Source organism: Streptomyces prasinopilosus, from assembly GCF_001419695.1.
GTDB classification, from domain to species: Bacteria; Actinomycetota; Actinomycetes; order Streptomycetales; family Streptomycetaceae; genus Streptomyces; species Streptomyces prasinopilosus.
In genome coordinates this window covers 1-1,579 of the sequence record NZ_LIRG01000197.1, presented here as the reverse complement: position 1 = coordinate 1,579, position 1,579 = coordinate 1, and the positions used below count along the sequence as shown (strand labels likewise).

Annotated in this window: 2 protein-coding genes; one reads left to right on the top strand and one right to left on the bottom strand. The window is 68.1% G+C overall.

Annotated elements, in window-relative coordinates; all coding sequences use genetic code 11:
- Window positions 1–940 (bottom strand): TerC family protein (locus AOK18_RS09985; protein WP_055694071.1); only part of this gene is annotated, 940 nt, incomplete at its 3' end.
- Window positions 941–1,254: 314 nt separating this feature from the next.
- On the opposite strand from AOK18_RS09985, the gene AOK18_RS09980 reads away from it, so the two are divergent.
- Window positions 1,255–1,557 carry a zinc-ribbon domain-containing protein gene (locus AOK18_RS09980; protein WP_055573958.1) on the top strand — a complete coding sequence of 101 codons (303 nt, stop codon included), beginning with the start codon at window positions 1,255–1,257 and terminating at the stop codon, window positions 1,555–1,557.
- The last annotated feature ends 22 nt before the right edge of the window (window positions 1,558–1,579 follow it).

Genomic DNA, 1,579 nt, shown 5'->3' with positions numbered 1-1,579 from the left:
GGCGGGGCGGGGCGGGGCGGAGCAGGCTGAGGGCCACGGAACCGGCCAGGACGACGACGATGACCGCGAGGCTGACCGGAGAGGGGATCTCGGGAATGCTGGTGCTGATCATCTTGTGGGACGCCTGGAGGACGAGCTTGACGCCGATGAAGGCGAGGATGATCGCGAGGCCCTTGCTCAGGTAGTGGAACCGGTCCAGGAGTCCCGCGAGCAGGAAGTAGAGGGCCCGCAGGCCGAGGATGGCGAACGCGTTGCTGGTGTAGACGATGAAGGCGTCGTCGCTGACCGCGAGAACGGCCGGGACGCTGTCGACGGCGAAGATCAGGTCGGCCGCCTCGATGGCGGCCACCACCGCGAGGAGCGGGGTGGCCACGCGTTTGCCGGCCTCCTTGACGAAGAACTTCGTGCCGGCGTACTCGTCGCGGACCGGCATGATCTTGCGGAGCAGCCGTACGGCGAAGCTCCTGCCCGGGTCGAAGCTCTCCTCCTCGTCCTTGAGGAGCTTGTAGGCGCTGTAGAAGAGGATGGCGGCGAAGGCGAAGAGCACGGCGGTGAAGCGGCTGACCACGGCGACGCCGAGGGCGAGGAAGACCCCGCGGAAGACCAGGGCGCCCATGACGCCGAAGAACAGCACACGGTGCTGGTAGGCGCGGGGCACCTTGAAGTACGCGAAGATCACGGCGAAGACGAAGAGGTTGTCGACCGACAGGCTCTTCTCCAGCAGCCACGCGGTGACGTACTCCGTGCCCGCCGTCACGCCGAGCACCAGGAAGACGACAGCACCGAAGATCAGGGCGAGGCCCACCCACAGGACGCTCCAGGCGCCGGCCTCCTTGAAGCCGATGACGTGCGCGGTGCGGTGCGCCAGCAGGTCCACCGCCAGCGACACCACCACCGTCGCGGCGAACGCCAGCCACAGCCACAGCGGTACCTCAAGCACACCCGTCACTCCTCCACGGCCCGCGCCGACGAATGGGAACCACTCATCGCATTCTGTGTCCATTCGCGCGTTCAAGCGATCCAGGGAGAGCCCTGATCACGCCGCGGCCGGGCGGGCCCTCCTCGGAGTACGGCGGTCCTCGGGCCGCCCCGTCGCCGATCGCCCACCGATCGTCCACCGGCCGCTCGCCGATCATTCGCCGATCGCCCATCGATCGCCCACCGGCGGTTTACGGCCGGTACTTTCGTAGTAGTGGCAGTGCTAGGAGCAGTGGCAGTGGACGGTTGGGCGAGGGCCCGGACGGGAGCGGCGACATGATCATTTTCGGCACCAAGGGGTACCTCCACCAGCTCGCGATCCTCACGTTGCTGTGCTCCCAGTGCGGGAACCCCTCCGCGCACACGCTCAGGAAGCGGGTCACGAAGTTCACGCTGTTCTTCGTGCCGCTGTTCCCGGTCTCGACGAAGTACGCGACGCAGTGCACCTTCTGCGGTGCCGAGGCGAAGGTGACCGCGGAGCAGGCCGAGCAGTTGCAGGCGCAGGCCGCGGGCGGCCCCGGTGGCGGTCAGGCGTACGGGCAGTCGCCCCAGCAGTACCAGCAGCCGTACCAGCAGTGACGCCGCGGCCTGCGCCTGCAAC

Coding starts and splice junctions, on each gene's coding strand:
- AOK18_RS09980 (WP_055573958.1), top strand. CDS start 1,255: ATGATCATTTTCGGCACCAAGGGGTACCTCCACCAGCTCGCGATCCTC.